General features: G+C 63.9%; 21 protein-coding genes. 6 read left to right on the top strand and 15 right to left on the bottom strand.

Annotation, left to right across the window (positions count from 1 at the left end; all coding sequences use genetic code 11):
- Window positions 1-41: 41 nt before the first annotated feature.
- The 8 genes from atzF to FJ419_RS01315 are packed head-to-tail and all read right to left on the bottom strand — an operon-like array spanning window position 42 to window position 8,312.
- The gene (gene atzF, locus FJ419_RS01350; RefSeq protein ID WP_140686911.1) at window positions 42-1,844 is read right to left on the bottom strand and encodes an allophanate hydrolase; all 1,803 of its coding nucleotides are present in this window, start codon (window positions 1,842-1,844) and stop codon (window positions 42-44) included.
- A complete protein-coding gene (locus tag FJ419_RS01345; RefSeq protein WP_140686910.1) occupies window positions 1,841-2,191 on the bottom strand; it encodes a cupin domain-containing protein in 351 nt (116 codons plus the stop codon). Before FJ419_RS01345 ends, atzF begins: the two co-directional genes overlap by 4 nt.
- Window positions 2,184-2,852, bottom strand: a complete 669-nt coding sequence (locus FJ419_RS01340; protein ID WP_140686909.1) for an isochorismatase family cysteine hydrolase — start codon at window positions 2,850-2,852, stop codon at window positions 2,184-2,186. Before FJ419_RS01340 ends, FJ419_RS01345 begins: the two co-directional genes overlap by 8 nt.
- Window positions 2,852-4,384, bottom strand: coding sequence for an ABC transporter ATP-binding protein (locus tag FJ419_RS01335; RefSeq protein ID WP_140686908.1), 1,533 nt, complete (start codon window positions 4,382-4,384; stop codon window positions 2,852-2,854). Before FJ419_RS01335 ends, FJ419_RS01340 begins: the two co-directional genes overlap by 1 nt.
- Window positions 4,385-4,394: 10 nt before the next feature.
- A complete protein-coding gene (locus FJ419_RS01330) occupies window positions 4,395-5,096 on the bottom strand; it encodes an isochorismatase family cysteine hydrolase (protein WP_140686907.1) in 702 nt (233 codons plus the stop codon).
- Window positions 5,097-5,110: 14 nt separating this feature from the next.
- Window positions 5,111-6,040, bottom strand: coding sequence for an ABC transporter permease (locus tag FJ419_RS01325; protein ID WP_140686906.1), 930 nt, complete (start codon window positions 6,038-6,040; stop codon window positions 5,111-5,113).
- Complete coding sequence (locus FJ419_RS01320) at window positions 6,040-7,155, bottom strand: ABC transporter permease (protein WP_246679122.1); 1,116 nt, start codon at window positions 7,153-7,155, stop codon at window positions 6,040-6,042. Before FJ419_RS01320 ends, FJ419_RS01325 begins: the two co-directional genes overlap by 1 nt.
- A 29-nt stretch (window positions 7,156-7,184) precedes the next feature.
- Entirely contained in the window at window positions 7,185-8,312 is a 1,128-nt protein-coding gene (locus FJ419_RS01315) for a BMP family ABC transporter substrate-binding protein (protein WP_140686904.1), read from the bottom strand.
- A gap of 293 nt (window positions 8,313-8,605) precedes the next feature.
- Here FJ419_RS01315 and FJ419_RS01310 point away from each other — a divergent pair, with 293 nt between their 5' ends.
- Window positions 8,606-9,280 carry a GntR family transcriptional regulator gene (locus FJ419_RS01310; protein ID WP_140686903.1) on the top strand — a complete coding sequence of 225 codons (675 nt, stop codon included), beginning with the start codon at window positions 8,606-8,608 and terminating at the stop codon, window positions 9,278-9,280.
- 101 nt (window positions 9,281-9,381) lie between these two features.
- Here the strand turns inward: FJ419_RS01310 and FJ419_RS01305 are convergent, their stop codons facing one another.
- The 7 genes from FJ419_RS01305 to FJ419_RS01275 form a co-directional block, all read right to left on the bottom strand.
- On the bottom strand, window positions 9,382-10,653 hold the full coding sequence (locus tag FJ419_RS01305) for an extracellular solute-binding protein (RefSeq protein WP_246679121.1): 1,272 nt from the start codon (window positions 10,651-10,653) through the stop codon (window positions 9,382-9,384).
- A gap of 136 nt (window positions 10,654-10,789) precedes the next feature.
- Entirely contained in the window at window positions 10,790-11,638 is an 849-nt protein-coding gene (locus FJ419_RS01300; RefSeq protein WP_140686901.1) for a carbohydrate ABC transporter permease, read from the bottom strand.
- A complete protein-coding gene (locus FJ419_RS01295; protein WP_140686900.1) occupies window positions 11,635-12,570 on the bottom strand; it encodes a sugar ABC transporter permease in 936 nt (311 codons plus the stop codon). The genes FJ419_RS01300 and FJ419_RS01295 overlap by 4 nt, the downstream gene beginning before the upstream one ends.
- Window position 12,571: 1 nt before the next feature.
- Window positions 12,572-13,663, bottom strand: a complete 1,092-nt coding sequence (gene ugpC, locus FJ419_RS01290) for a sn-glycerol-3-phosphate ABC transporter ATP-binding protein UgpC (protein WP_140686899.1) — start codon at window positions 13,661-13,663, stop codon at window positions 12,572-12,574.
- A 43-nt stretch (window positions 13,664-13,706) separates the two neighbouring features.
- Window positions 13,707-15,218, bottom strand: a complete 1,512-nt coding sequence (locus FJ419_RS01285) for an alpha-N-arabinofuranosidase (RefSeq protein WP_140686898.1) — start codon at window positions 15,216-15,218, stop codon at window positions 13,707-13,709.
- A gap of 184 nt (window positions 15,219-15,402) precedes the next feature.
- Window positions 15,403-16,329, bottom strand: coding sequence for a helix-turn-helix domain-containing protein (locus FJ419_RS01280; RefSeq protein WP_140545631.1), 927 nt, complete (start codon window positions 16,327-16,329; stop codon window positions 15,403-15,405).
- A gap of 203 nt (window positions 16,330-16,532) precedes the next feature.
- Complete coding sequence (locus FJ419_RS01275) at window positions 16,533-18,128, bottom strand: PLP-dependent aminotransferase family protein (protein WP_140686897.1); 1,596 nt, start codon at window positions 18,126-18,128, stop codon at window positions 16,533-16,535.
- 517 nt (window positions 18,129-18,645) lie between these two features.
- Here FJ419_RS01275 and iolE point away from each other — a divergent pair.
- The 5 genes from iolE to FJ419_RS01245 are packed head-to-tail and all read left to right on the top strand — an operon-like array spanning window position 18,646 to window position 23,712.
- Window positions 18,646-19,557, top strand: coding sequence for a myo-inosose-2 dehydratase (gene iolE / locus FJ419_RS01265; protein WP_140686896.1), 912 nt, complete (start codon window positions 18,646-18,648; stop codon window positions 19,555-19,557).
- Between the two features lie 27 nt (window positions 19,558-19,584).
- Window positions 19,585-20,682 (top strand): ABC transporter ATP-binding protein, encoded by a 1,098-nt coding sequence (locus FJ419_RS01260; RefSeq protein WP_140686895.1) that lies wholly within the window; start codon window positions 19,585-19,587, stop codon window positions 20,680-20,682.
- The gene (locus FJ419_RS01255) at window positions 20,679-21,992 is read left to right on the top strand and encodes an extracellular solute-binding protein (protein ID WP_140686894.1); all 1,314 of its coding nucleotides are present in this window, start codon (window positions 20,679-20,681) and stop codon (window positions 21,990-21,992) included. The genes FJ419_RS01260 and FJ419_RS01255 overlap by 4 nt, the downstream gene beginning before the upstream one ends.
- An 11-nt stretch (window positions 21,993-22,003) precedes the next feature.
- Window positions 22,004-22,897, top strand: a complete 894-nt coding sequence (locus FJ419_RS01250; protein WP_181170574.1) for a sugar ABC transporter permease — start codon at window positions 22,004-22,006, stop codon at window positions 22,895-22,897.
- The gene (locus FJ419_RS01245; RefSeq protein WP_140686892.1) at window positions 22,894-23,712 is read left to right on the top strand and encodes a carbohydrate ABC transporter permease; all 819 of its coding nucleotides are present in this window, start codon (window positions 22,894-22,896) and stop codon (window positions 23,710-23,712) included. The genes FJ419_RS01250 and FJ419_RS01245 overlap by 4 nt, the downstream gene beginning before the upstream one ends.
- The last annotated feature ends 42 nt before the right edge of the window (window positions 23,713-23,754 follow it).

Genomic DNA, 23,754 nt, shown 5'->3' with positions numbered 1-23,754 from the left:
ATTCCACGCAAAGCAGTTCGCGCGGGCCGTTGACGGTACATTCAAACGGGAACGCGATCAGACTGAAAGCGGCGCCAGCCGCCGAATGACGAGATGTCGGAAGCGCCCAGCAAGCCCACGGATTCCACGAGAAACCCTTTGGCGGCGCTGCCGTCGTCAAGCTCTATATTGCCAATGCCCAGCGGCGGCGGGATGGCGGCCACGAAGTGGCCGAAGGCCTCGGCAGGCAGCCGCCAGACCTCCACCTCGATCGCAGTGCCGCCGTTCTCCACACGGACCAGTCCGGGCTTGGGCGTGGCCTGGCCGGCGAGCTGGTAAAGCTTGTATGAAGAAGCCGTCCTCATCGCCCGGCAGAACCGGGCACCGGCCTGCTTGAGCTGGCCATTGAGCGGCATTCCCGAGAGGTGAGCGCCGACCACCACCAATTCGATCGTGCCGTCTTCGGCCGACTCGCCGACAGGCTGCACGCTCGGCTGCCGCCAGCCGGTCGCGCCGAGAGTGACACCGCTCGCGGCATGGAGATCGCGCGCGACGGACGCTACAAGGCCGTCCACTCCGGCGGCCGCAAGCAGCGTCACGCTCATCGGCAGGCCGTCGTCGCGCGTGCCGGTCGGCACGGCGATGCCGCACATGTCGAGCAGGTTGACGAAATTGGTGTAGGTGCCGAGCCGGCTGTTGGTCTCGACCGGATCGGCGAGCACGGCGGCGGTGGTGTAATGCGTCGGCGCGGTCGGCACGCAGAACAGGTCGACCGAGGCGATGAGCGGGGCGAGCTTGGCCCGGTAGGCCTGCAAGGCATAGAGGCCGCGGAAGGCGTCCGCCGCCGACAGCTTCCTGGCGCCGCCGATGATCCTGCTCGTCACCGGATGCATGGCGGCTTCGTTGGCTTCCATGAAATCGCGGATCGCGGCATAGCGCTCGGCCACCCAGGCGCCCTCATAGAGGAGGTTGGCGGTGGCGTAGAAATCGCCGAACGGGATTTCAACCAACCGGCAGCCGAGCCGCGACAGCATGGCGAGCGAGGCCTCGAAGCCGGCCTGCATCGCCGCATCGCCGAAGAATTTCCAGTCGGCTTTTGCCGGAATGCCGACGCTCGGAACAGGCGGACGCGCGGAGAGCGGCCGGACGGCGATGTCGCGCGAATAGGGATCGGCCGCATCGCGCGCTGCCGCGACGCAGAACACTGCATAGGCGTCGTCGACGGTCAGCGCGAACACCGACACGCAGTCGAGCGTGCGGCAGGCCGGAACGACGCCGCCCGTCGACAACGCACCGACGGTCGGCTTCAGCCCGACGATGTTGTTGAGGCCGGCCGGGATGCGGCCGGAGCCGGCGGTGTCGGTGCCGAGCGCGAAGGAGACGATGCCGCGCGCCGTCGCCACCGCCGACCCGGAGGAGGAGCCGCCCGGCACCAGCTCCGCGTCGATGGCGTTGCGCGGGATCGGCCAGGGCGTGCGCACGCCAACGAGGCCGGTGGCGAACTGGTCGAGATTGGTCTTGCCGACGACCAGCGCGCCGGCGGCCTTGAGCCGCGCCACGACGGTGGCGTCCTTGTCGGGCCAGTAGGTGTATTGCGCGCAGGCCGCCGTCGTCGGCATGCCGGCGACGTCGATGTTGTCCTTGACGGCGAAGGGAATGCCCCACAGCGGTTTTGCCACCGGGTTGAACGGGCCGAGCGCTTCGACCGCGGCAAGCAGATCCGCCCTGGCGGCGAGATGGATGAAGATGCCCGGATCGTCGGCTGCCTCGATGCGAGCATAAATCGCCGCGATCACATCGCCAAGAGCGACGCCTCCACGATAGGCCGCATGCAGGCTCGCTATGTCGAAGTGGACATCGCTCATTTCGTCTCCCCCAGAATGATCACCGGCAGGTCCCATTGGATCAGCACGACGCAGCCGTCCTTCGTCCACACCGAATGCTCGGTTCCGACCGGATTGAGGATCACGCTGCCGGCAGGATAGTCACCGTTCTCGTCGCTCTGGATGCCTTCCAGGACGACGATGGTCTCCAGCCCGACATGGCGGTGACGCGGCACGCCGGCGCCGGGCCGGTATTTCAGGATCGCGACCGACGGCTCGACCGGCCGGCCTTTCAGCAGCCAGTGCACGCCGATGCCGTCGCGGAAAGGCTCGAACGCCAGATCGTGCCAGCGGCCGTCGAGCAGGCCCGCAAAGGCAAGATTAGGCATTGGCAATTCCCTCGAGCACCTGGTCGGTCGTCGCCGTCCAGCCGACGATGGCGCCCTGCGCCCTGATCATGGCGATCGCCGCCGCCTTGAACTCGGGAAAGTAACTTTCCGTGGCGTCCTCGGCGAGCAGGCATTCATAGCCGCGATCGTTGGCCTCGCGCATCGTCGTCTGCACGCAGACTTCGGTGGTGACGCCGGCAAAGACGAGCTGCTCGACGCCGAGCCTTTTCAGGTCATCGCCGAAGGAGGTCGCATAGAAGGCGCCCTTGCCCGGCTTCTCGATGACGATCTCGCCGGGCAGCGGCGCAAGCTCATCGAGGATCGCGGTACCCGGCTCGCCGGCGATCAGCACGCGCCCCATCGGGCCGGCATCGCCGATACGAACCGACGGATTGCCGCGATTGCGCTTGGCCGGCGGCAGGTCGGAAAGGTCGGGCCGGTGGCACTCCATCGTGTGGATCACCGGAAGGCCGGCGGCGCGAAAGCCGTCGATCAATCGCTTCACCGTCGGCACGATCGCGGTCACCCGGCTGACGTCGTTGCCGAGGCTGGCGCCGAAGCCGCCGGGCTCGGCGAAGTCGCGTTGCATGTCGATTACGACCAGCGCCATGGTCCGCGGCTTGAAGGCGAACGGAAATGGCTGCGCTGCGATTTCCGCCATCAGTGATGTCCCGCCATGTGCTCGCCGATGGTCTGCACGCTCGCCTGCGCGATCGGCGTCTCGTAGACGAGCGCGCCGTCGGACATGACCAGGATGCGGTCCGAGAGCTCGAGCAGTTCGTCGAGATCCTCCGACATCAGAAGCACGGCGGCACCGGCATTGCGCGCCTTCATGATGCGGGCGCGGATTTCGGCTACGGCCGAGAAGTCGAGTCCGAAGCACGGATTGGAGACGATCAGAAGGTCGACCTTGCCGGTGAGCTCGCGGGCAAGCACGGCGCGCTGCACATTGCCGCCCGACAGCGAGGCGATCGGCGAGGCAAGCGATGCGGTCTTGACCTTGAACTGCTCGACCAGCCTGGCGCTGAATGCCCTGATGGCGCCGGCACTGATCCAGCTCACCGGTTTGCCGTTGCTGTCGATGTCGAAGGTGCGGAAGGAAATGTTTTCGGCCACAGTCATTTTCGGCGCGCAGGCATTCTTCAGCGGCTCCTCGGGAATGAGCCGCACATTGAGAGCGCGCGCCTCGGCCCGCGTTGCCGCATAGGCGGTGCCGCGCACCATGACTTCGCCGGCATCGCGGGGGCGCTGCCCGGCCAGCACTTCGAGGAACTCCTTCTGGCCGTTGCCGGAGATACCGGCGATGCCGACGATCTCGCCGGAGCGCACGCCGAGATCCTCGATCCGGATCGACTTCAGCCCGGTGCGGTCCGGCGCCTTCAGCGCCTTGACCTTGAGCACGATCTCGGCGTCAGGCCTGGGCTCGGCGCGACTGTCGAGGGCCGCGATCGGCTGGTCGCCGATCATCATCGCCGCCATGGCTTTGCGGTCGAGGTCGACGACGCGGCCAGTGCCGGTCAGCCTGCCCTTGCGCAGCACGCTGACATCGTCGGCGAATGCCGTCACCTCATGGAATTTGTGCGAGATCATCAGCACCGTCAGGTTGCCAGCCCTGGTCATGGCGCGCACCAGGCCAAGCACTTCCTGCGCCTCGCCGGGGGTGAGCACGGAGGTCGGCTCGTCCAGCACGAGGAAGGAACGGCCGAGATAAAGCTGCTTGATGATCTCCAGCTTCTGCTTCTCGCCGGCAGCGAGCTCGGCCACCTTGACGTCGAGCGGCAGCTTGAACGGCATTCGATCCATGAACTTTGCAAGCTCGCCGCGCTCCTTGCGCCAGTCGATCACGCCGGGAACCTGCTCACGCGAAATGACCAGGTTCTCGGCGCCGGTCAGCGACGGGACAAGCGTGAAATGCTGGTAGACCATGCCGAGGCCGAGCGCCGAGGCGTCCCTGGGGCTGGCGATCGCCACCTCGCGGCCGTCGACGAGGATGTCGCCGGCGGTCGGGTGATAAAAACCCATCATGCATTTGACCAGCGTCGACTTGCCGGCGCCGTTTTCGCCAAGCAGCGCGTGGAACGATCCGGCCGGCACCTTGATCGAGACGTCGCCCAACGCCGTGAAGGCGCCGAAACGCATGGTCATGCCGATGGTCTCGACGCCGACGGCCTTGTTGCCGGTGATCGCGCTCATCCTGGTTTCCTCACGGCAGCTGGGCGACGAAGGACGCCGAGTTCGACACCGCGCCGAAGACGCCGCCCTGCATCTTGATCATCTTGATCGCGGCAAGATGATTGCCGTAGTCGGTCGCCCCGCAACAATCCTCCAGCATCACGCATTCGAAGCCGCGGTCGTTGGCCTCGCGCATGGTGGTGTGCACGCAGACATCGGTGGTGATGCCGGTGAGCACGATGTTTTCGATGCCGCGCTGGTTGAGGATCAGCTCCAGGTCGGTGGCGCAGAAGGAGCCCTTGCCGGGCTTGTCGATGATCGGCTCGCCCTCGGCCGGGTAGAGATCGGGAATGATGTCCCAGCCCGGCTCGCCGCGCACCAGGATGCGCCCGCAAGGGCCGGGGTCGCCGATGCCGGCATTGATACGGCGCGAGCGCCAACGCTTGTTGGCGGGCAGGTCGGCGAGGTCGGGGCGGTGGCCTTCGCGGGTATGGATGATGGTGTAGCCTTTCGCGCGCATGGCCGACAGCACGGACTTGATCGGCTCGATCGGCGCGCGCACCAGCGACAGGTCGTATCCCATGTGATCGACATAGCCGCCCGGTCCGCAGAAATCGGTCTGCATGTCGATGACGATCAACGCCGTGTTGTCGGGGCGAAGCTCGCCATTGTAGGGCCACGGATACGGGTCGGCGTCGATATAGCGCCGGGTGATTTCCGCTCTGGCGTTCATGGCAAAAACTCCAGCTATTTGGTGATCGACAATTCGCCCGGCGCGCCCGCTAGCGAGCGTGTCGGCGACGAGGTGGCGATCATGATGATGAGGGTGAGGATGTAGGGGGCGGCGTAGAACAAATAGTAGCCTTGCGTGACGCCGACCGACTGCAGCGCCGGTCCGAGCGCCCCGGCGCCGCCGAACAGAAGCGCGGCGGCAAAGCAGCCGAGCGGATTCCAGCGCGCGAAGATGACCAGCGCCACCGCCATCAGCCCCTGACCGGACGAGATGCGCTCGGTCCAGCTGCCGGGATAGTAGAGCGACAGATAGGCGCCGCCGATGCCGGCCAGAGCGCCGCCGACGCCGGTGGCGATGAAGCGCACGGTGTTCGGGTTGTTGAGGCCCATGGCGCGCGCGGCGTCGGAACTGTCGCCGACGACACGCACGATGAGGCCGGCGCGGGTGTTGCGGAAGGCCCACCACAGGACCAGCGAAAGTGCTGCCCCGATCAGGAACAGGACGTTGACGTCGAGTGCCGCCTGCACCTGCGGAATGTCTGACCAGACGCCGAAGGGAATGGCCGGAAGGTTGGGCGCTTTCGGCTTGATGAACGGCTTGCCGAAGAAGAAGGCGAGCCCCGAGCCGAACAGCATCAGCGCGATGCCGATGGCGATGTCGTTGACTTTCGGGAATTTGCAGATCCAGCCATGGAACAGGCCGAAGCAAAGGCCGGCGGCCGCGGCGGCCAGCAGGCCGAGCCATGGCGAGCTGGTCATGACCGCGACTGCATATGCGGTCATGGCGCCGAAGACGAGCGTGCCTTCCAGCCCCAGATTGATGCGGCCGGAGCGCTCGGTGATGGCCTCGCCCAGCGAAACGAAGATGAAGGGCGTCGACACGCGGATCGCACCGCCGAGGATGGCGAGCGGCACGCCCCAGAGGCCGATCCCGGTCGCATCCATCACGAGGCCCTCTGCCACAAATCGGGATTGAAGGCCTTGAAGCGGCCGTACAAGGTTTCGCTGAGCAGGATGACGATGAACAGCATGCCTTGCAGCACCAGCACGGTGGCGTCGGGCAGGTCCATGCGGCGCTGGATCAGCCCGCCGGAGGCATCGATGCCGCCAAGCAGGATGGCGACGGGGATGATGGCCAGTGGGTTGTGGCGGGCGAGGAAGGCGACGAGAATGCCGGTGTAGCCATAGCCGGCGGCGAGCGAGCCGTTGGCGCTGCCTTGCACGGCTGCGACTTCCAGCATGCCGGCAAGACCGGCAAAGCCGCCCGCAAGCGCGGTGAAGCCGACGATGAGCGGTCCGACGGCCAGCCCCTGCACCTGCGCTGCCTTGACATTGCCGCCGGCAATGCGGGCGGCAAAGCCCCAGCGGGTCTTTTCGATCAGGACCCAGGAGAGCACGCAGGCGACGACGCCGACGGCAAGCCCCCAATGCACCTCCATGCCCGGAATGTTGCCGATGCGGTAGATGTCGGCGAGCGGCTGGGTCGAGGGCTTGTTGAGCGAGGCCGGGTCGCGCAGCGGCCCTTCCACCAGCTGGTTCATCAGGGCGATGGCGATGTAGGCCATCAGCAGGCTGGAAATGGTCTCGTTGACGGCCCGGTAGTGGCGGAGCGCGCCGACGGCGCCGATCCAGATGCCGCCGGCGGCCAGGCCCGCCACGCCCATGGCAGGAATAACGATGAAGGACGGCGCGCCGCTCAGCGCCACGCCCATGGCGGCGGCGCCGACGCCACCAAGCACGATGGCGCCCTCGCCGCCGATGACGACGAGGCCGAGCCGCGCCGGCAGTGCCACGCACAGCGCCGCCAGCAGCAGCGGTGCGGCCCGCGATAGCGAATTCTGGATGGAGAACCATGAGCCGAAGCCGCCCCGCCACATCGTCTCGTAAAGCAGGACCGGCGACTTGCCGACCAGGGCGATGAACAGGCTGAACAGCGCCATGCCGACGACAAGTGCCGCGAGCGGAATGACGAAAGCCTCCGCCCGCCGTGCGATCCATTCCAGCGCCGCCGGATATCCCCTGGCGCCGAGCAGGGCCGGCGCCTCCGCACTGCTGACCATATCGGTCATGGTCCCGTCTCCGCTCGGCTTCAGGCGGTCGAGCCGACGACGCCCTCGACGAGATAGTCCATGCTTTCGAGCTCGATGGCGGTCTCGACGAAGGTCTGGCCTTCCGTCGCCACGACGGCGCCCTTGTTGCTCTTCAGCGGGCCCTTGATGACAGAGAAGCCGCCCTTCATCATCTCGGCCAGGGTGGCGTCGAATTGCTTGCGGGCCGGCTCGCCGACGGCGGGACCGAGCGGGCTCATCTTGACGAAGCCGTCGGCCAGTCCGCCGCGGGTGAAATTGGGCAGCGGCGTTCCGGCGATGAGGTCGTCGACGAACATCTTGTAGACCTTGGCCCAGTTCCACTCGGCCCCGGTGAGGTATTTTTCCGGCGCCAGCGGGCTCTGGTTGGCGTGGTAGCCACAGACGAAGGCGCCGCGGCCCGCAGCCGTCTCGACCACCACTTTCGGGCTGTCGACATGGCAGGTGATGACATCGGCGCCCTGGTCGACCAGCGCGTTGGTGGCTTCCGCTTCCTTCACCGCCAGCGACCATTCGCCGGTGAAGATGACCTGGCAGGTGATCGACGGATCGACCGAGCGCGCGCCGAGCAGGAAGGAATTGATGTTGAGCAGCACCTGCGGAATGGGCTTGGCGGCGACGAAACCGAGCTTCTTCGACTTCGATGCGTGGCCGGCGACGACGCCGTTCAGGTACTGGCCCATGCCGATATAGCCGAAATAGGAGCCGGCATTCATGGGGTGCTTGGCCTTGTCCCACATGCCGCCGCAATGGCGAAACTGCACGTCGGGGAATTTCGCGCACATGGCCAGCATATGCGGATCGAAATAGCCGAAGGAGGTTGGGAAGATCAGCGAGGCGCCGTCGAGGTTGATCATCGATTCCATCGTCTTCTGGACGTCGACCGTCTCGGGAACGTTTTCCTCCTCGACGACGGAGATGCCTTCGATGCCCTTCAGCGCGGCCGCCCCCTCGGCATGCGCCTGGTTGTAGCCATAATCGTCCTTCGGGCCGACATAGATGAAGCCGACAGTGGCGGCTGCGGCGAAGGCACGGCTGATCGGAAAGGACGCCGAGGCGAGGCCGAGCGCGGCTCCCGCGGCTGAGGTCTTGAGCAGTTGGCGGCGGTTAAGCACGAATCTGTCGGTCATAGTGAATGCTCCCCTTTGGGACCCTTTTCCGGGTCGGTTAACATGCCGTCGAAGAAAGTGCATGCAATCGCTGTGCCAGTTTGTGTCTTGAACTTTATTCAATAAAATCAGTTACCAGCTCGAAGGCTTATGCCTATGGCGGAGGCAATTGCATGCACTTTTTGCCTTGAAAGTAGCCAATTTGACAGGCAGATTAAAATAAAGGCATAGAGGGCATATCCGAGTCGGAGGCCAACGAGTCGGCCGACTCCGCGAGAAGACGCGACGGAGGAAAATTGTCGGGGAAGCGCAGCTTGATCAGGTCGGGCACGACTGTCGATCAGATGGTCAGGGCGATCGGCGACCGGATCGTCACCGGCTACCTGCGTCCAGGCGAAAAGCTGGACGAGACCTCGCTCGCCGCTCGCTTCGACGTATCACGCACCCCTGTCAGGGAGGCGCTCGGCCAGCTCAGCGCCATGGGCCTGGTCGAGAGGCGGCCCAACAGGGGCGCTATCGTTGCCGTCGTGACGCAGGAGCACCTCGCCTCGATGTTCGAGAGCATGGCCGAACTGGAAGCGATCTGCGCGCGCTTCTCGGCCGAGCGCATGACCAGCAGCGAGCGTCGCGGGCTCGAGATCGAGCACCAGGCTTCGGCGCGGATGGTGCAGCTGGGCGCCGAGGAGGACTATGAGTATTTCAACACCGAGTTCCATAGCCGGCTTTATCGTGGCGCCCACAATGCGCATATCCACGAACTCACCGTGATGACCCGCAGCCGGTTGGCACCCTTCCGCCGCGCGCAGTTCATGCTGCCCGGACGGCTGGCCAAATCCTGGCAGGAACACGACCTGATCGTCACCGCAATCATGCGCGGAGACAGCGTGGCTGCGGGCAAGGCCGCCAGGGACCATGTCTCTATCGTCAGCGAGGCAAGCGCGGTGTTCGCGGCTGACGATCGCAAGCCAAATCGGCGGAACGTGGCCTGAAATTTCCGCACGGTGCGAAGAAGCGGTGCTGCTTCATTGGCCAAGAATGCCCGCGGCGCCTCCGGCCGCGGGCATCGAGAGCGTTTTCGAGAAACCTGCGGTCAAATGTTGGCGAGCAATTCGTTGACGCGGCTTTCCATATCGGCAAGCGCGGCATCGACGTCCTTCTGGCCGGTGATCGCAGCGCTCATCTCTTCGCCCACAATGTCCTGGATCGCAAACTGGCGCTGCACCGCCGACGGCAGCGGCCGGCCGAGATCGGCGACCGCGGCGATGGTATTGCGATGCGGCAGCGCCTTGAAGGCGTCCGATGCGATGATGGCCTTGTAGGCCGGCAGGTGGCCGGTGCGCGACCAGTCGAAGTCATGGTCGGCGAAGAACTTAAGGAACTTGCCGATAGCCGCGGTCTGCTCGGGTGTGCGGTCCTTCTGCGAGACTGCCCAGGTGTGGCCGTCGGCATATTGCGCATGGGCGCCGGCAAATAGCTGCGGATAGGGGTAAACCGCATAGCCGCCCTTGTTGAGGGCCGTGCCCTTGGTTTCGGACTGGGCGTTGTTGTCGCCGACGACCCACGTGCCGTTGAGCTGCACGCCACCTCCACCGGCAAGGAAGGCGTTGATGGCGCCGCCGTAGTCGAGGTCCTTGGTGGTGTAGTCCTTGTCGAAGATCGCCTTGTACATCTCGACGACCTTCTTGGCTTCCGGCGTGTTCAGCTTCACATGCTTCGGATCGGCGAAGAAATCGGAATTCTGCTGGAAGAGATAGGTGTAGAGATTGCGCGTGTAGAGCGCGGTCTCATTGGCCAGGTTCTGAACGAAATAAGGCTTGCCGGTCTTCTGCTTGAACTGTTCGGCCTGGGCGAGTAGCTCCTCGGGCGACTTCGGAAGGATCGGCGTGCCGTCGGCATTGACGAGGCCAGCCTGTTTGAAGAGATCCATGTTGATGTGATAGAGCATCGTCCAGCTGTCGATCGGCAGGCCATAGATCTTGCCGTCCTTGGTGGCGCCGTTGCGCGCCGCGTCCGTGAAGGCATCGGGTGTGACGCCGACGGACTTCAACAGATCGTCAAGCGGCATCAACAGCCCCTTGGACTGGTAATCCGAAAGCGCGGATTCATGGATCGTGACGATGTCGGGAGCATCGCCCGAAGCGAACTGCGCGGTCAGCTGGTCATAGCCCGGCCATTCCACAGTGCTGACGCTGACGTGGACATCGGGGTTGTCGGCGTTGAACTTGTTGATCAGCGAGGTGATGATGCCGCATTCGCCTACTGCCTTGGCGACATCTGTGTTGGTGCCGAAATCGGCATCGCAGGCACCGAAAAAGCGCTGCACCGTCAATTCCGTCGCTGCAAGACCCGGGCTTGCGAGCATCAGCACGCCCGCCGAGACCGCTGCAAACAGGACTTTCTTCATTTTCATATCAGTTCCTCCTACTGAGTCTGCGCCACTCCACGCTGGACTGGCTTCATGCTTCAATCGCTGCGACGCCCGCCGTCAGACAATCTCGTCATCGCACCGCAGCGCCCGAGACGGCCGTGACGATGTATTTCTGGAAAAACAGGTAGACGATCAGGATCGGCGCGCCGGCGAACACCGCCTGCGCCATCAAGAAGCCGATGCCTTCCGACTGGGCGAAATTGGTCTGTGTCGAGGCCATGCCGACCGTCAGCGTGTACATATCCTTCTTGGTTGCCGAGATCAGCGGCCACAAGTAGTCGTTCCACGCGCCGAGGAAGGTGAAGATGCCGAGTGTTGCCTGGGCGGGCACCGTGAGCGGCAAAAGAACCTTCCAGAACGTCCTGAACCGGCCGGCATTGTCCAGCATGGCGGCTTCGTCCAGCTCCTTCGGGATGGCCTTGAAATACTGGGTCATCAGGAAGACGCCGAAAGAAGCCGACAGGCCCGGGAGAATGAGCCCGTGATAGGTGTTGTGGAAGTTCAGCATGCTGAAGATCTGATGGCGCGCGACAAGCACGGCCTGTTCCGGAACCGCCAGGCCGAAGAGGACGATCACGAACAGGACGTTTCGGCCGGGGAAATTCAGCCGCGCAAAGCCATAGCCGGCGAGCGATGACAGGATCAGCGTTCCGAGCGTCAATCCTCCCGAGACGATGATGCTGTTAAACACCCAGACGAACACCGACGAGGTGCCGATGGTGTTGATGTAGTTCTTCAGCGTATAGGGCGCCTGAAACACCGAATTCGGATTTGCCATCAGCTCGGCATTTTCCTTGAGCGACAGGCCGATAACCCACAGAACCGGCGCGACCATGACCAGGGAAAGCAGGATGACCAGAGCCAGCAGCACGCGGTCGCCGAATGCGCGTCCCTTGATGGAAATGGCTGGAGCCCTCATGCCTGACCTGGCTTATTGCGTGTGACCAGGTACTGGGCCATGGCCGCCATCAGGATGAGGATGAACAGCACCTCCGAAGCCGCGGCACCCATGCCGAGATCCCAGCGACGGAACGCGGTGTCATAGATGTAGAGCACGATCGGCTTGGTCAGGTTGTTCGGACCGCCGCGTGTCATCAGCCAGGCCTGGCCGAACAGCTGGAACTGCAGCACGATCTGGACGATGACCACCAGGACGAAGGTTCGTTTGATCGACGGCAGCGTAATCGAGCGTAACGTCTGCCAGCGATTGGCATTGTCCAGGGCTGCCGCTTCGTAAATATCCTGCGGAATCTGCTGGAGGGCGGAGAGAAAGAGCATCATCGGCAGGCCGATGCACCACCAGACGGTGGCAATGGCGATGCCGATCATCGCCAGGCTGGGATCGGAAATGAAAGCCGGGGCGGTTGCGCCGAACCATCCGTAGATCGTCGACAGAAGGCCGACATTCGGGATGAACACGATGCGCCAGATCAATGTGACGATCGTGACCGACAGCACCGAGGAAGAAAAGAACAGGGTCCGCAGCACCGCGGCGGTGCGTGTGCGGCGGTTGAGGCAAAGCGCGAGAAAAAGGCCGATCAGCGCCAGGGTCGGCACCGTCAGAAGCACGAAGTAAAAGGTATTCCAGACCGATTGCAGGAACACCTTGTCGTGAAACAGCCTGATATAGTTGCCGAAACCGACGAAGTTTCCGGATGAGAACGTGTCGGCCTTGTGGAAGCTCAGCCACATTCCCCAGAACAGCGGGACCAGCAGCAGCGTCGTGAAGAAGAACAGGAACGGCGCGACGAAAATGAAGTTTCGCCATTGCGGCGCGTAGATATCGATGCTTGCAGCTCTGACGCCGGCGGCAGGAAGCGCGGTGCGCGGCGTCGCCCGTCGGTCGTCCATGTCAGACCTCCCCCGCATGCCAGGCACGACCGGTCTCGCCGAACAGATGCGATTTCCGGCCATCGAAGGCGAGCCCGACCTTGTCGCCGACCGCAACGCGGCTGTTGCCGACATCCGAGCCGACGATCTGCTGGCCGTCGCCAAGCCGGGCGTAGACCAAGGTGCGTTCGCCGAGCCGCTCAAGCACATCGACCACGCCATCGGCATTGCCCTGCCCGGCGGAAACGATGCGCACGTCTTCCGAACGGATGCCGAAAGTGTATTTGCCGTCGATCGTCTGGTCGGAGGCGATCTCGGTCTGAACCGCTATGCCGTCCGCAAATCTGGCCGTGGCGTTCCGGCTCGATCTGTCGAGCGTCGCCTCGACAAAATTCATCGCCGGCGCGCCGACGAAGCCTGCGACGAATTTGGTCGCGGGGCGGTCGTAGATTTCCATGGGAGAGCCGATCTGCTCGATCTTGCGATTGTTCATGACGACAATGCGGTCGGCGAGCGTCATCGCCTCGACCTGGTCGTGGGTGACGAAGATCATCGTCGATTGCAGGCGCTGGTGCAGTTGGGCAAGCTCGATGCGGGTACGGGTCCGCAATGCTGCATCGAGATTGGAGAGCGGCTCGTCGAAGAGGAAGGCCTTCGGCTCCTTGACGATCGCTCGGCCGATGGCGACGCGCTGCCGCTGGCCGCCGGAGAGCTGGCCCGGCTTGCGCTCGAGCAGGTGCTCCATTTCGAGGATGCGGGCGCTCTCTTTTATGCGCGCGTCGATGAGGTCGCGCGGCATGCCGATATTCTCGAGCCCGAATGCCATGTTGTCGCGCACGCTCATATGCGGATAAAGCGCATAGGACTGGAACACCATGGCAATGCCGCGCTTGCCCGGCGGCAGATGATCGATACGTTCGTTGTTGATGGCTATCTCGCCGGTATCGACAGTTTCGAGGCCGGCGATCATGCGCAGAAGCGTCGATTTCCCGCAGCCGGAGGGCCCGAGAAACACGATGAATTCGCGTGCCTTGATGGAGAGAGACAGATCATCCAGCACCGTCATGGCGCCGAAATGCTTGCTCACATTCCTGATCTCAATATCGGCCGTCACGTCGAGGCTCCTCCTCAGCCCATGCACGACGATGCGCCTGAAGTCAGAGCTTCAGGCGGACCATCTGGTAGGAATAGGGCGGCAGCGGCAGGCTCAACTTGCCGCCCACCAGCGACGCGCCGGTCCCTTTTCTGGGCCCGACATTGCTTGGGTTCTGCGCCGAATTGACGGCTTTCAGATCCGCATGCGTCATCAGCTGATGGTCAACGATGTCAGCCGCGCCGAAGCCCGCTATGTCGATCGCGGTTTCGATTTCCTCGCTCGAATGGCGGTTGACGGCAAAGAAGGTGACATGTCCGGTGTCCGTGTCATGCACGCCGGCGACGTCGACATAGGAAACATCGCCGGCAACCGTGGAGCTGTAGGTCGGGCTTTCCACCTTGAGATCCAGCGCATTGCCGCGGCCGTAGATCGAGGCATAGAGATAAGGATAGAAGATCGTCTGACGCCATGCCGGGCCGTTGGGAACGGTCATGATCGGCGCGATGACGTTGACCAGTTGCGCCAGGCACGCGATCTTGACCACGTCGGAACGACGGATGAAGGTGTTGAGGATCAGGCCGACCTGCAGCACGTCCTCGAAATTGTAGATGTCTTCCAGCAATGGCGGGGCGAAGGGCCAGCCCTCATTGCCGCCAAGGATCTTCTTGTCTTGCTCCTTGGAATGGTACCAGACGTTCCATTCGTCGAACGAGATGTAGACCTGCTTCTTGGAGCGCTTCTTGGCCTTGATATAATCGATGACGCCGGCGACCGAGACAATGTAAGCGTCGAGCTTCTCGCTCATGGCAAGATAGTTCGGCGCGTCATTGGCTTCGTTTTCGAAATACATGTGCAGCGAGATGTAATCTACCTCGTTGTAAGTATGGTCGAGAACGATCGCTTCCCATTCCGGGTATGTCGGCATCTTGGCATTTGACGAGCCGCAGACCACGAGCTCGAGCGACTTGGAGAAGGCACGCATCGCCTTGGCGGTCTCGTGGGCCAGGCGGCCATACTCGTCGGCGGTCTTGTGGCCGATCTGCCAGGGGCCGTCCATCTCGTTTCCAAGGCACCAGAGCTTGACGTCGAAGGGCTCCTTGCGGCCGTTGGCGATGCGCTTGTCGCTCCACTCGCTGCCGCCGGGATGATTGGCGTATTCCAGAAGGTTGCGGGCTTCATCGAGCCCACGCGAGCCGAGATTGACGGCAAGCATCATCTCGGTGTTCGCCGAGGCGCACCAGTCGGCAAATTCATGCAGGCCGACTTCATTGCTTTCCGACGTGTGCCAAGCAAGGTCGAGGCGCACCGGGCGTCCTTCCTTGGGGCCGACGCCATCTTCCCAATTGTAAGCGGATACGAAATTGCCGCCGGGATAGCGGACGATCGGAACCCTGAGCTCCTTGACGAGATCGATGACGTCCCGACGCATACCATTGTCATCCGCCGTCGCATGACCGGGCTCGTAGATGCCGGTGTAGACCGCCCGCCCAAGATGCTCGATGAAAGATCCGTAGAGCCTAGGATCGATCTTCGAGACGATATAACGCGGATGCGCCGTGACGGCCGCCTTCATGCATTTCCTCCGAGAATATCATAAATGGTGATTTAAATCACCTTATTAGATATTAAAGGGAAACGGCATCCATTCGTCAAGCGAAAAACTACCAAAAGTCTGACAATTGACCGATGGTCTCATTCGCAAATGCAGCCAACAGCTTGAACTCGCTACATTATTTTTGAGACCCGATTTTATGATATCAACCGGTTTTGATCCTCAGCAGAATGTCCTGATCGTAATTACCGAATCCCTTGCCGAAAATATTGATTCCGCCGGGACGCTCGGCGTCGTCCTTGACGCCGATACGAACCCGGATTGAATGATGGCCCTTGAGGTCGAGGGCGGCGAGGCTGGTCTCGGAAATCCTGACACCGTCGACATAGGTGCCGTCAGCGGAAACTCGCCAGTTCTTCAGCTTGCCATATTGCGAGCCCTTGAGCTTCCACCAGGAGGGCGTGAAAACGCCGCGCTTGTCGCCGAAATCGCCGGGTGACGTCCAGGTGCCGACATCGACGCCATTGATCGTCAGCGTGATGTCGGAGGGCCAGTCGGCGCTGGTGCCCGGCACTTCCGAGGACAGTTCCACCACCAGCTCGAGCTCGGTAATCTCGGTATTGGCGAGCTTGGCATTGTTGGGGAACTGATATTCGACAAAGCCGCGCGTGAACCACAACAGACCAGCCTTCATACGGTCCGGATCCAGGAAGGTGTTGGGCACATCGAGCAGGCCGATGATCCCGTCCGGCGAACAGAGACCGCAAGGCGCGGTGACCTCGAAACCGGTGTAAAGCCCGATCGGCATCGATACTTCGATCGCGTCGTTCTTGACCGCTCGATACTCGCTCTTGAAGACCACGAGCACTTCCTCGGCGGTCGGATAGCAGATCTTCTGGCTGCCTTTCTTCGCCTTCTGGTTCTCGGTGCGGATCAGGCCCGCATCCTCGAGCACCTGGATATTGGTCGAGACCGTCGACTGCGGCAGCGACAGCACGGAGGCGATTTCGTTGACATTCATCGGCCCCTTCTCATGCAGCAGCCTCAGCATGGAAATGCGCGCCGAAGAGGCAAGGCCCTTAAGGACGGCCATGCCCTCCTCAGGGTCGATCACCAGAAAATTGCGACTCAATGGATTGCCAGCCTATGCGATTTGCACCCGAAATCAGCTTGTATATCGGGATAATTGATTCAATCAATGCGGCGGCGGCACTCCATGCACCTTTTTAATTGAGCGACCGCGAAGAGGACCATTTGTTCCTCGGCAGGGTTGCCGCCCCGTGCGACCTGGCCAAGCGGGACATCGGGGCGCCACTTACCGACGCCGTGAAACCCTCACCCCAGCGTCTCGCGGATCGCCGCCGCCAGCCTCTCCACCCCGTCCCGCGTCTGCGCCGCGTCACACGCGGCGTAGCCCAGCACCAGACCTTGCGTCGGCGCCGTGTTCTGGAAATATTTCGACAGCGGCGAGACGTTGATGGCCCTTTTCGCCGCCGCCTGGCTGACCTCGATATCGTCGATGCCTTCCTTCAGATAGCCCACCACCTGGATGCCGGCCTCGGCGGGGGAGAGTGTGATCTCGTCGCGCAGGCGCTCGGTCACGATGTCGCGAAAAAGCTGGCGGCGCTGGGCGTAGATGCGGCGCATGCGCTTCAGATGCCGGCTCATATGGCCTTCGGTGATGAAATCGGCCAAGGCGGCCTGTAGGAGCAGCGGCGCGAACTGGCCGGTGGTGGAGAGCGCGTTGACGATGCGGCCGGCGAGCTCCACAGGCAGCACCATGAAGCCGAGGCGCAGCGCCGGGAATAAAAGCTTGGCGAAGGTGCCGACATAGATGACGCGGCCGGAGCGGTCCATGCTCTGGATCGCCGGCACGGGTCTCCCTTGAAAACGGTATTCGCCGTCGAAATCGTCCTCGATCACCCAGGCATTCGCGGTCTCGGCGATGTCGAGCAGGCGCAGCCGCTCCTCCATGCGCATGGTGATGCCGAGCGGATGCTGGCAAGCCGGCGTCACATAGATGAGGCGGGGCGAGGAACTTGGAGCGGCTAGACCGTGATGGCGTTTCGTTGAATCGCGACCCCGGTCCAGCTCGTTGTTGGAGCATGATCTTTGTCCGAAAACCGGTTCCCACTTTTTGCGTTCGCTGACCTTCGGTTCGGGATCATGCTCAAAGCGCCAGCCGCGCTCCTGGTCGACAGGGATGGGCAGGATTCTTGCGCCGGCTACGGTGAAGGCGGCCTTGGCGCCGTAATAGCCGGGCTCCTCCATCCACACGGTGTCCTCGGGGTCGAGCAGCAGGCGGGCGAGAAGATCGAAGGCGGCCTGCGCGCCGGTGGTGATGACGATCTGCTCGGGACGGCAGCGCACGCCGCGCGCGGAATAAAGGTAGCCGGCGATTGCTTCCTTCAGCGCCGGATGGCCGGTGACGTCATAGGTGCCGAACAGCGTCTCGCCGCCATGGCTGGCGCGGCGCGCGACCAGCCGGCCCCAGACGCCGAAGGGAAAGCTCTGCGCATCCGGCATGCCGGGATGAAAGGCGACATGCCCCGGCCTGCCGTGGTGATAGGGCTGGCTGAGCAGCTGCTGGCCGCGCAGCGAGGGCTGGCGCAGCGGCAGAGGCGGATCCTCGGCCGGCGTTTCGCGCGGGCCTTCGGGCAGGTCGACGATGACCGGACGGGCGCCCTGCCGGTTGGCGAGATAGCCTTCGGTGACGAGCTGGTCATAAGCCGCGACGATGGTGTTGCGGCCAAGGCCGAGCTCGGCGGCCAGAGCGCGGGTGGAAGGGAGCTCCGAGCCGGGGGGAAGCGTGCGGTTGCGGATGATGGCGACGAGGCCGTGATAGAGCTGGCGCGAAAGGTGCTCGGGGCTCGCGCGGTTCACGGCCAGCATGTCGAGCGGAAAAGCCTGGGGCTTGGGGTGGGAGCGCATGGATTACCTCAATCGCGTGCCGAGCACGCTAGCTTTCCAGGTCGAGTTCCTTCGCGCCCCCCTCTGTCCTGCCGGACATCTCCCCCACGAGGGGGGAGATTGGCAGCTTCACCGCCCCGCTCTTTCCTGCGATGCTTGTGATTGGCGAAAGCCGGAGTGCCATCGAGATGCCCGGTAGGGCAGAGGGGGGCGCTGTCCCGCCGGCGTTCAACATTTGCTGACGTCCGTTCTTTCTTCTCCCCATCCTGCCACACCCGCCTCCCGACACAAACTGGTTCCTTCATTTTCCGGAAAACTGGCCCTCGCGATGGAGACAGAGCGGCGTAGACTTCGCGCAGTGACGTTGGGGCAAGACGTCGACAAGGACATGTACGACGGGAACATGTGAGGCGCGGCGCTGGGAGGGCCCTCGCCTGACGAAACGGCAGGGTTTCGTCCCGCCGCCGGCAACCGCAGCCTTCTCCTCCCGAGACCGGACACCCCGCAGCCATCATGGCTGCGGGGCGGAAAGCGAGCAATGACGACAGTTCGACTTGGCACCAACCCGATCACCTGGACGAATGACGACGTGCCGGAATTGGGGGGCGACACGCCGCTCGAGACCTGCCTCAGCGAGACCGCGGAGGCCGGCTATGCCGGCACCGAGCTTGGCGGCAAGTTCCCGCGCGACAGCCGCACGCTTCGGCCCATCCTCGACCATTACGGGCTGGCGCTGGTCTCCGGCTGGTATGACGGGCGCATCTGCGAGAAGGCGGTGGACGAGGAATTCGAGGCAATCCGGCCGCATCTGACGCTGCTTCGGGACCTCGGCGCCCGGCGCGTTGTCTATGCCGACACCTCGCGCGGCCGGCATGGCGCCATCCACGACCCGATCTCGCAGCGGCCGAAGCTGATGGACGGGGAATGGAAGGCCTATGGCGCCAAGATCACCCGGCTCGCCGAGCGGTTTTCCGATTTCGGCGTCGGCATGGCCTTCCATCACCACATGGGCACGATCGTCGAGACCGACGCGGAGATCGACAGGCTGATGCATACAACCGGCGAGGCGGTTGGCCTGCTCTACGATACCGGGCACTGCGCCTTTTCGGGCGGCGACCCGGAGCAATTGCTGCGCCGGCATGTCGAGCGCGTCGTGCATGTCCATTGCAAGGATGTGCGCCCGGCCATCTTAAAGAAAGCGCGCGAGGCGGATATGAGCTTCATGGGCGCGGTGATGGAAGGCATCTTCACCGTGCCGGGCGACGGCGCGATCGACTATCCGACGCTGCTCAAGATCCTCGCCGACCAGGGCTATTCCGGCTGGCTGGTCGTGGAAGCCGAGCAGGATCCGGCCAAGGCGCATCCCTTGACCTATGCCACGATGGGGTATCGGAATCTGAAGAGGCTGGCCGAGGGCGCGGGCTTCTACGTCCACGAGCGCAAGGCCTGAAGAAAGCATGGCGCGCCGGGGAGGGAGATGAGTTCGGTTCTGTACCAGAAGGTGGTCAAGAGCTTCGGCGCGCTCAACGTGCTGCGATCGCTTGACCTTGCGGTGCCGGACCACAAGTTCCTCGCCCTGCTCGGCCCGTCGGGCTGCGGCAAGACGACGGCGCTGCGCATCCTGGCTGGGCTCGACATGCCGACCGCGGGCAAGGTCTTTATCGGCGAACGCGACGTCACCCGGCTGCAGCCGCGCGACCGCGACATCGCCATGGTATTCCAGAGCTACGCGCTCTATCCGCAGATGACGGTCGCCGAAAACATCGGCTATCCGCTGTGGATCCGCGGCACGCCGGATCCCGGGCGAAAGGCCAAGATCGGCGAGGTCGCGGCAGTCCTTGAGATCGGCCATCTGCTCGACCGCCGGCCGCGCCAGCTCTCGGGCGGCCAGCGGCAGCGCGTGGCGCTGGCCCGCGCCATCGTGCGCGACCCGGCCGCCTTCCTGATGGACGAGCCGCTGTCCAATCTCGACGCAAGGCTGCGGCTGACCATGCGCGGCGAGATCAAGCGGCTCTGCCAGCGCCTCAGCGCCACCACCATCTACGTCACACATGACCAGGTCGAAGCCCTGACGATGGCCGACTTCGTCGCCGTCATGCATGGCGGCGAGCTGCAGCAGATGGCGCCGCCCATCGAGATCTACGACCGCCCGGCAAACCGTTTCGTCGCCACCTTCGTCGGCAACCCGCCGATGAACATTCTGCCGGCGGCGCTTTGCGAGCAAGGCGTCATCGTGGCCGGCAAGGTCGTCCCACTGGACACCGCACGGCTTGCTGCCTGCCGCGCCGCCTCCGTCGCCGAAATCGGCCTCCGGCCGGAGGACTGCAGCGCTGCCGCCGTCGACACGACTGATGCCCTGCCCGGCGAAATCTACGTCGTCGAACCGATGGGCAACGAGACGCTGGTCAATGTCCGCGTCGAAGGCGGCAACGTCTCGGTCCGGGCCGGCCGCGATTTCAGGGGTGTGGTGGGTGAAAGCATCGGCGTCGCCTTCGACCCGGCGAACGCCTGTTTCTTCAATTCGGACGGCCTGACAGCCGTCCACAGGGTCAACAACAATGGGAGAGTGACATGATGCATTCAAGCAGACTTACTCGCCGCTCCGTCGTCAAGGCCGGGCTTGGCCTGGCTTTGGCGACCACCGCCCTCACCACGCTCGGCCTGCCAATGCCGGCCCGCGCCGCCGGAAAGAAGGTGATCATCGGCGCCTTCGCCGATGGCGGCCTGACGCCGTTCAAGGAAAAGATCATCCCGCTGGCCAAGGAGCAGGGCTTCGACATCCAGTTCCTCGAGGACGAATACGGGGTGACGCTGGAGAAGTGGTTCGCCGACGCCCAGAGCGGCGCCGGCCAGTATGACCTTTACCTGCTCGACGACCCATGGGTGCCGCAGTTCGGCGCCGCCAACGTGCTCGAGGACCTCGGCGCCGGCGGCATCGACGGTGCCGACAAGGACTGGATCGGCTCGATGATCGACATGGGTTACTGGCCGCCGCAGCAGGGGCCGCGCGTCAAGGGCTTCGAGAACGCCAAGCCGACGCTGATCTGCGTGCCCTTCGTCGGCGACCTGCAGACGCTGACCTATCGCAACGACGTCTTCACCGGCGGTGCGCCCAAGACCTGGGACGAGGTGATCGCAAAGGGCAAGGAAGGTGTCGCGGCCGGCAAGATCAAATACCCGGTCGTCTTCCGCGGCGTTTCCGGCAACCCGATCGTCACCAGCTGGTATCCGGTCTTCCTGTCGTTCGGCGGCTCCTTCTTCGACGACAAGTGGAACCCGATCTTCAATTCGGCCGAAGGCAAGGCCTCGGCCGATTTCTTCGTCGGCACGATGAAGCAGAACGCGCCGAGCGGCGTGGTCGAGTTCGACTCCGACCAGGAGGGCGCGGCGATCCTCGGCGGCGATGCCGGCGCCATCATCCAATATTCGGGCAACGCGTTGAAGGCGGACGACCCCGCCCAGACCAAGGTCGCCGGCAAGCTCGATTTCGGCGTCGTGCCGAAGCAGGACAAGGCGATCGCCCAGATGGGCATCTTCATCGCCGGCGTGCCGAAATCGGCGCCCAACAAGGCGAACTCGATCGAGTTCCTGAAGTGGTATGTCAGCGCCGAAACACAGGCCAAGCTCTCGGAAGCGGGCTCGATCCCGGTCAAGCGCAGCGCCTTCGGCATCGCCAAGCCCGGCAACCGACTGATACCGGTCGCCTTGCAGCAGCTCGACGCCGGGGCGCTGCCGCGGCCGCGCACCCCCGACTGGGCGAAGGTCGAGGAACTGCTCGGCATCGAGCTCAACAAGGCTTTGCAGGCCGGCTCCGGCGGCGGTGCCGCCCTGGACACGGCGGCCAAACAGGTCAAGGACTATCTGACCACGGCCGGGTACTACTGATGCAAACCGGCATGCAGGCACGCAAATATCGCCTGCAGGGGGCGGGGCTCGACCTCGCCCTCCCCTATCTCATGCTGGCGCCGGGCCTGACGATCGTGCTCGGCGTGCTCGTCTATCCGCTCTGGGACGGGCTGCGCGCCAGCGCCAGGGCTTACCGCTACGGCTCGCCCGTCTCACATGTCGGCTTCCGGAACTATGTGCAGCTTTGGAGCGACGCACAGTTCCTGAATTCGCTGTGGGTCACGGTCAAGTTCGTGGCGCTTGCGGTTTCGATCGAGGCGGTGCTGGGCTTCGCGCTTGCCTTGTTCTGCCTGCACGAATTCCGCGGTATCCGGCTGCTCCGGACGGTGCTGATCATTCCCATGGTGATCACGCCGGTCGTCGTCGCCATCCTGTTCAGGCTGATCTACGCCAGCGACGCCGGCATGCTGACGGCGCTCTCCGAGGCCATGGGCGGCGGCGGGGTCCAGATCCTCGGCAACCCGCTCAATGCCTTCATCGGCCTTGTCGTGCTCGACGTCTGGGAGTGGACGCCGCTGATGTTCCTGATCCTGCTCGCCGGCCTGCAATCGCTGCCGCACGAGCCGTTCGAGGCGGCGCGCGTCGACGGCGCCGGCGCCTGGCGCGTCTTCGCCGACCTCACCTTCCCGATGATGCGGCCGGTGCTGGCGGTCGCCATCGTGCTCCGCACCATCGACGCCTTCGGCACCTTCGACCAGGTTTTCGTGCTGACCCGAGGCGGGCCGGGCGAAGCGACGAGGCTGATCTCGATCTATGGCTACGACACCGCCTTCAAATTCCAGCAGACCGGATACGCGGCGGCGCTGTTCGTGACGATCGGCCTCGTCGTGCTCGCGCTCGCCTTCAGCGCCATCAGGCTCCTGCGCAGGATCGACGCGTCATGAGCACCCGCCTGGCGCGCATCCTCACCACCATTTTCGTGCTGGCAGTGGTGCTGCTGCCGATCTACTGGCTGGTGTCCACCTCGCTCAAGTCCAACCGCGAGATCACGCAGGAAGGCACCCTCTATCCGCATGTGCCGACGCTCGACAATTACGTCAGGCTGTTCACCGAAAAGCAGTTCGGCTCCTATCTGACGAACTCGGTGGTGGTCACCTTCTTCTCGGTTGCGATAGCGCTGGTCTTCGGCGCGATGGGCGCCTACGCGATCGCGAGGTTCCGCCTGCCATTCGCCGCGGAGCGCAAGATCGGGCTCTTCCTCCTGACACTGCGCATCATCCCGCCGGTGGTGATCCTGATACCGGTCTATCTCTTGATGCTGAGCCTTGGGCTGCTCGACAGCTGGCTCGGACTGATCGTCACCTACACGGCCTTCAACGTCACCTTCTGCGTCTGGATGATGGAGAGCTTCTTCCGCGAGATCCCCGTCGATCTCGAGGAGGCGGCCATGGTGGACGGCGATTCGCGCTTCGGCGCCTTCCGCCGCATCACGCTGCCGCTGGCGGCACCCGGGTTGGCGGCCACCGCTATTTTCGCCGTGCTGGTCACCTTCAACGAATTCCTTTTCGCGCTGGCGCTGACCGCGACGCCGCGGGCGATGACCATGCCGCGCGGCACCGCCACACTCATCGGGCGCATCGATACCGACTGGGCCTCGATGGCGGCCGCCGGCGTCATCGGAGCGTTGCCGATCGTGTTCTTCGCGCTGCTGGTGCAGCGGCACTTGGTTCGCGGCCTGACCATGGGCGCGGTGAAATGACTGCCGCTCGGATACACGAACCGGCCGGCAGCGCTGGAGCGG

This window comes from Mesorhizobium sp. B2-6-2 (assembly GCF_006440615.1).
Taxonomy (GTDB): domain Bacteria; phylum Pseudomonadota; class Alphaproteobacteria; order Rhizobiales; family Rhizobiaceae; genus Mesorhizobium.
Note: the sequence above shows the minus strand (reverse complement) of the source record. Positions and strands in the feature narration are given on the sequence as shown.